Raw genomic sequence first — 6,052 nt, 5'->3', positions numbered from 1 at the left:
CCATACCATACCATACCATACCATACCATACCATACCATACCATACCATACCATACCATACCATACCATACCATACCCATAAAACGCAGTCGGCCTTCCTGAAGCGAATCAGGAAGGCCGACTGCGTTTTGTTACTGCCTAGTCTTTATAGATCAGCACCTCCGATTTCCCTTTCTTTATATAGCCGCGGTACATCCCGGCTGAGTTGAAGGGCATGGCGATGTTCCCGTTTCTGTCCACGGCGATCACACCGCCCTCACCGCCACGCTCCACCAGTTTGTGCATCACCACCTCATCGGCAGCCTTTTTCAGCGGGAGCCCTTTGTAGGCCATCAGTGAGGCGATATCGTGGGCCACCACCGACCGGATAAAGTACTCGCCATGCCCAGTGGCCGACACGGCACAGGTAGTGTTGTCAGCGTAGGTACCTGCGCCAATAATCGGCACGTCGCCCACGCGGCCGTAGCGCTTGTTGGTCATACCGCCCGTTGAGGTGGCCGCAGCCAGGTTTCCGTAGGCGTCCAGAGCCACCGCGCCCACCGTCCCGAATTTTTTGCCCTCGATGAAGATGTTCTCGGTGCTGCCCGAGCCGCCGTTGTGGTCCAGCTCGGTTTTCTCGTTATCCTTGATTTTCTGCAATTGGTTGAAGCGCGTCTCGGTATAAAAATAGGCCGGGTCCACGATCTCCATCCCCTTCTCCTGCGCGAATTTCTCCGCACCAGGGCCAATCATCATCACGTGTTCCGACTGCTCCATCACGGCGCGGGCCGTACTGATCGGGTTTCGGATGGTGGTTACGCTGGCGATGGCACCGGCTTTCAGCGTCTTGCCGTCCATGATAGCGGCGTCCAACTCGTTCTTGCCCTCGTTGGTGAACACGGCCCCTTTGCCAGCGTTAAACAGCGGCGAGTCTTCCATCACGCGCACGGTGGCCTCCACGGCATCCAGGCTGCTGCCGCCCTTTTCCAACACCGCATACCCTGTCTTCAGGGCCTCGTTCAGTTTTTCTTTGTAGGCTTTCTCTTTCTCGGGCGTCATGTTGGCGCGGGTAATCGTGCCTGCGCCACCGTGTATCACCAGCGTGATTTTGCTGTAGTCGGGCTTCGACGACTGGGCCAGGCCCATATACCCGGCCAGCAGGCACAGGCAGAAGAGATATAGTTTCTTGTTCATGTGAAGAAGTGAGTTGGTTGAAAGTTTCGCTTTGTTAAAGTAACGAAACAAAAGGGCAAATGCACGGGCGGACACCAAAAACACACCTAGATTGCTTCGCGCAACAGACTGATGCAGTCCCACGCCTGGCAGCTATGGCGGTTTAGCAGATCTCATCTGCCCACGCGTCAGTGTAAATAGCCAGTTCCGGGTCGGGCGCTACCATCAATCAGCTCAAAAGCCCGGGTATACTGCGCGAGTTCGTCTGAGGCAGATGCTCCCAGCTTGGGTTTCATGTTTCGACGATGGGTTTCTACAGTAGTAACTCTCGATGGCGCAAGCCTCCGCTTGTGCCTTATCAGTAAACTACCCTGTCGCACATCGCCCCACTATGGCAGCACCGCGGCATCTTTCGCCAGTGACGGAAAATTGGCAACGGGCACAGGAAGATCGGATTTCCGTATTACCTTGTACCTGCTTTGATTTTATACCCCATGACCGTAATCGACAAGCTGGCCTGGATTGAGCTCCGGGACAGGAAAATACTGAGCACCCGCAGCAAGGGCAAAGACGCATACTATATCCCGGGCGGCAAGCGCGAGGCCGGCGAAACAGACCAGCAAACCCTACTCCGCGAAATAGAGGAAGAGCTGACGGTGCGCCTGCACCCCGAGTCGCTCCGTTTCCTGGGCATTTTTACCGCGCAGGCGCACGGCCACGCCTCCGGGGTGGAGGTGAAAATGCAGTGTTACGCGGGCAGTTATACCGGCACGATACAGGCAAGCGCCGAAATAGCCGAGGTGGTATGGCTCACCTACTCCGACCGCCCCCAGGTGTCGCCGGTAGATCAACTGATTTTCGACTGGCTGCAGCAACAAGACCTCCTTGACTAAAACTAACCCAAAGCAGGCAAATATGTCTTTTTTACTCCGCCTGAAGCACTGGCAGGCTTTCCTGCTGCTGTTTGTGGTGCCGTTCGCGCTGCGCTACGGCCTGCTCAGTCTGCTTGCCGCCCTGTCGGTACAACCCGGCGTGGTGGCCATGCTGCTGCTCGATGCCATGCCCTCGCTCGTGTATGTGCTGTGGCTGTGGCGGTTGGGGCTATACCTCTACCGGCGGCTACCTCCCGACATCACCATCAGCAGCGTCTTTTTCCATTTGGGTGCTGTATACTTCGCGCTGTATACCCTCCTGCTGGTTTATACCCTCGGCCTTGTGAGGGAGAGCGTGCTGTTGGGCACCCTCCCGTTTGGCATGTTGTTGCTGCTGGCTCCGCTGCATCTGCTGGCCACGGGTTGCTTTTTATACCTGGTATACTTTGTGGCGCGGTCGCTGGTGAGCGTGGAGCAAGGGCGGGTGGTAACGGGGGGCGAGTTTGCGGGCGCTTATCTCCAAATCATTTTCCTGCCGCTCGGCATCTGGTTTTTGCAGCCCCGCCTGCACCAAATAACCCTAGGTGCTGCCCAAGTCTGAGCGGCAGCCAGCATCCAAAAGTATTTTTGAAAAAATATATAAGCTGAACAAAATATTAAGAACAGCGGCGCGTTTACAGCAAAGATTAATTTATATATAGTATTTTGAGGCCATATTTTTAGTCAACAGTATATTAATTTCCCATATTTGCAACGCAACTAATAATTTCAAACCAAACAACAAATCCCTAAATCAATGAAATTAAATTTCTTCAAAGCCTCCCTCTTTTCGCTGTTGCTGTGCTCAACCCTGCTGGCTTCCTGCGTATCCTCTAAGAAGTATGATGACCTGAAAGCGAGCAAGGAAGCACTTGAGCGCGAGCAGGAGGCCTCCAAGCAGAAAGTAGACGAACTCTCTGCCTCCCTCAAAGACCGTGAGCAGAAGCTCGCCGAGATGGAGCGCGCCATGAACGAGCAGCAAAAGGTATTGGATAACCTGAAAAACGAGGTGAACGCAGCCTTACAGGGCTTCAACCAAGGCGACCTGAGCGTGAACGTGAAGGACGGCAAAGTGTATGTTTCGATGTCGGACAAGCTCTTGTTTGCCACCGGTAGCACAAAAGTGAACGCTGGCGGCAAAAAGGCGATTGACCAACTGGCCAACGTGCTGAAGAAAAACCAGTCGGTTGGCGTGATGGTGGAAGGCCACACAGACGACGTGAGCATAACCGGCGGCATGAAGTACATGACCGACAACTGGGACCTGAGCGTGCTGCGCGCCACCGAGATCACCCGCATGATGACTGAAAAAGGCCTGTCTCCGGACAGAATCACGCCTGCCGGACGCTCTTACTACATGCCGGTAGACACAGGTCGCTCTGCTGAGGCGAAGTCGAAGAACCGCCGCACCGAGATCATCCTGACTCCGGACTTCTCTGAGATTTACAAGATCCTGGGCATCCAGTCTTAATCCGGACTACATTTTATAGTAAAAAAGCCGATGATCCGCGAAGGTCATCGGCTTTTTTTATGGCTAGGGGTTGATTGTTGATTGCTAGTTGTTAATTGCTGATTGGTATAAGGCTGAGATTGGTATAAGGCTGAATGCCAGGAAAGGTTCTCAATGCGAAAACAATTTAAATTTGCAGTCTTCACTTGTATAGAGACTGGATAAAATGTCTCTACCTGTCTTTCATCCCCCTGCCCCCTTCTTCGTCGAGGGCCCCTACCCCCAAGTTAATCTTGTAGGGGAAAATTTAGCAGCTTTCGAACACCTAAAACCATCCATGCCACTTCTTTTTTGTCATCCTGAAAGGATCTTGTGGGCAAGCCGCAATTGCTTAATCTCCCTTCCACCAAGATTCTTTACAGAATGACAATGGATTTTGATGCTTTAAATGCTTCCTGTTTTTTCCCTACAAGATTAGCCTCCAAGGGGGACTTTTTCTTCTGTACTTCACTGCGCCCCGAAGGCTTTCGGGGTGTCTAAGAATGATGTCGAGTCTGTGACTCGACTGGGCCAGAGGCCCACTTATTCCTTACACGCGCGAGACGCAAGCGAAGGCAAGTTCAGCATGAAACGGCCCTTCCCTTGAGAAGGAAATTGCATCATACCATTCAACAACAAACAAATACCAATCAGCAATTAGCTATTCCCCTCCTTTGCAAGCCGGATCGCTTCCCACAACTCTTCTGCTCGTTGTGAGCCGATGAGCAGGGGCCGCTGGTTATAGAACTCCAGCTTCACACCCTTTGTGCCGGATGTATTGTAGGCTTTGCCCTGCAGGCCCCAACGCATCCCCCAGCCGCCGTATTCCAGTATGGGATTATAGGTAACATGTATGTAGTTCCGGATGGTATGCAACGGAATGATTACCGGCTTGTGGTGAAACGGCCAGAATCGCACCTGCAACTCCCCCGGCCTCACCTCCGTGGTCAGCGACATTTTGTAAAAGAACCAGGGCAAGCCGATGCCCACCAGCACGAAGGCCACCGTAAGCTGCACATCGGCAATCGGCCTGCTGCCAAATACAGCCCCAAACAGCACCTGCGAAATAAACCCGGCCCAGAACAGGCCGGCTACCCCAAGCACCACCACCCACAGCCAGGGCTGCCGGAAACGCTGCTTCTCCCGGAAATAGACATACTGTTCTTCCATTTTTCTAAATACTGCTTTTAGATGGCAGGGATGCGGCCTCCTATATATTCACTTCTATGCTATAGCACCGCATGTATGTTAGCGGCGCAGTCCCAGGAGACAAACAAAGAAGCGCTTGCCATTGCAGCAAGCGCTTCTTTTAACAAAACGGAAAGTCTAAAATCCTATGTCTGAAATCTTGTGTCTACTATTAGCCAATAGCCTGCTCCAGGTCAGCCAGCAGGTCTTCGATGTCCTCCACGCCTACGCTCAGGCGGATGAGCGAGTCGCTCAGGCCTGCCTTCAGGCGCTCTTCGCGCGGAATGCTGGCGTGCGTCATGCTGGCCGGGTGCCCGCACAGCGACTCCACGCCGCCCAGCGACTCGGCCAGGGTGAAGAACTCAAACTTCTCGAGTACGCGCACGGCATCCTCCACTTTGTCGCCTTTCAGCACAAACGACACCATACCCCCGAAGTCGCGCATCTGCTTTTTGGCGATTTCATGGTTGGCGTGTTCTGCAAAGCCAGGCCAGTATACCTTCTCTATCTTCGGGTGGTTTTTGAGGAACTCCGCCACCTGGCGGCCGTTCTGGCAATGGCGCTCCATGCGCAGGTGCAGCGTTTTCAGGCCGCGCAGCACCAGAAAGCAGTCTTGCGGGCCGGGTGTGGCACCGCAGGAGTTCTGGATAAAGGCCAGCTGCTGGGCCAGATCATCGTCATTTACAATCACAGCGCCCATCACCACATCCGAGTGGCCACCCATGTACTTTGTCAGGGAGTGCATCACGATGTCGGCGCCCAGGTCGAGCGGGGTTTGCAGGTATGGCGTGGCAAAGGTATTGTCGGCCACCACCAGCAGGTTGTGCTTTTTGGCGATGTCAGCGCAGCCTTTTATATCAATAATGTTCAGCAAAGGGTTTGTCGGCGTTTCTACCCACAGCATTTTGGTGTTCTCGTTCACCAGCGCCTCAATGTTCTTCAGGTCGCCCATATCGGTGAAGTGGAACTTGATGCCGTAGTTCTGGAACACCTTCGTGAAGATGCGGTAGCTGCCGCCATACAGGTCATTGGTGGAGATCACCTCGTCGCCGGGCTTTAGCATTTTGATAATCGCATCCACGGCCGCCATACCCGACGAGAAGCACAGCCCGTGCGTACCGTTCTCGAGCGCCGCCAGGGCATTCTGCAGCTGCGTGCGGGTGGGGTTGTGCGTGCGGGAGTATTCATACCCCTTGTGGTCGCCGGGTGAGCGCTGCACGTAGGTGGACGTCTGGTATATCGGCGTCATGATCGCGCCTGTGGTTGGGTCTGGCTCTACGCCAGCGTGTATCGCTTTTGTTCCGAATTTCAT

General features: G+C 54.0%; 6 protein-coding genes. 3 read left to right on the top strand and 3 right to left on the bottom strand.

The genetic code is table 11. The features are described 5' to 3' along the window. Positions 1-138: 138 nt before the first annotated feature. Positions 139-1,173: an isoaspartyl peptidase/L-asparaginase family protein gene (locus MKJ04_RS04615; protein WP_410896807.1), complete on the bottom strand. Its 1,035-nt coding sequence runs from the start codon at positions 1,171-1,173 to the stop codon at positions 139-141. A gap of 473 nt (positions 1,174-1,646) precedes the next feature. Between MKJ04_RS04615 and MKJ04_RS04610 the strand changes: the two genes are divergently transcribed. The 3 genes from MKJ04_RS04610 (at position 1,647) to MKJ04_RS04600 (ending at position 3,534) form a co-directional block, all read left to right on the top strand. Continuing rightward, complete coding sequence (locus MKJ04_RS04610; RefSeq protein WP_241639754.1) at positions 1,647-2,045, top strand: NUDIX hydrolase; 399 nt, start codon at positions 1,647-1,649, stop codon at positions 2,043-2,045. Between the two features lie 22 nt (positions 2,046-2,067). Continuing rightward, complete coding sequence (locus tag MKJ04_RS04605) at positions 2,068-2,625, top strand: hypothetical protein (RefSeq protein WP_241639753.1); 558 nt, start codon at positions 2,068-2,070, stop codon at positions 2,623-2,625. A gap of 195 nt (positions 2,626-2,820) precedes the next feature. Further along, positions 2,821-3,534: an OmpA family protein gene (locus MKJ04_RS04600; RefSeq protein WP_241639751.1), complete on the top strand. Its 714-nt coding sequence runs from the start codon at positions 2,821-2,823 to the stop codon at positions 3,532-3,534. Positions 3,535-4,209: 675 nt separating this feature from the next. Here MKJ04_RS04600 and MKJ04_RS04595 read toward each other — a convergent pair. Then, positions 4,210-4,722 (bottom strand): DUF6141 family protein, encoded by a 513-nt coding sequence (locus tag MKJ04_RS04595; protein WP_241639749.1) that lies wholly within the window; start codon positions 4,720-4,722, stop codon positions 4,210-4,212. Between the two features lie 190 nt (positions 4,723-4,912). Then, the gene (locus MKJ04_RS04590) at positions 4,913-6,052 is read right to left on the bottom strand and encodes a cystathionine gamma-synthase (protein ID WP_241639747.1); all 1,140 of its coding nucleotides are present in this window, start codon (positions 6,050-6,052) and stop codon (positions 4,913-4,915) included.

This window comes from Pontibacter sp. E15-1 (assembly GCF_022601975.1).
Classification (GTDB): domain Bacteria; phylum Bacteroidota; class Bacteroidia; order Cytophagales; family Hymenobacteraceae; genus Pontibacter.
Note: the sequence above shows the minus strand (reverse complement) of the source record. Positions and strands in the feature narration are given on the sequence as shown.

Coding starts and splice junctions, on each gene's coding strand:
- MKJ04_RS04615 (WP_410896807.1), bottom strand. CDS start 1,173: ATGAACAAGAAACTATATCTCTTCTGCCTGTGCCTGCTGGCCGGGTAT.
- MKJ04_RS04610 (WP_241639754.1), top strand. CDS start 1,647: ATGACCGTAATCGACAAGCTGGCCTGGATTGAGCTCCGGGACAGGAAA.
- MKJ04_RS04605 (WP_241639753.1), top strand. CDS start 2,068: ATGTCTTTTTTACTCCGCCTGAAGCACTGGCAGGCTTTCCTGCTGCTG.
- MKJ04_RS04590 (WP_241639747.1), bottom strand. CDS start 6,052: ATGAAATTCGGAACAAAAGCGATACACGCTGGCGTAGAGCCAGACCCA.
- MKJ04_RS04600 (WP_241639751.1), top strand. CDS start 2,821: ATGAAATTAAATTTCTTCAAAGCCTCCCTCTTTTCGCTGTTGCTGTGC.
- MKJ04_RS04595 (WP_241639749.1), bottom strand. CDS start 4,722: ATGGAAGAACAGTATGTCTATTTCCGGGAGAAGCAGCGTTTCCGGCAG.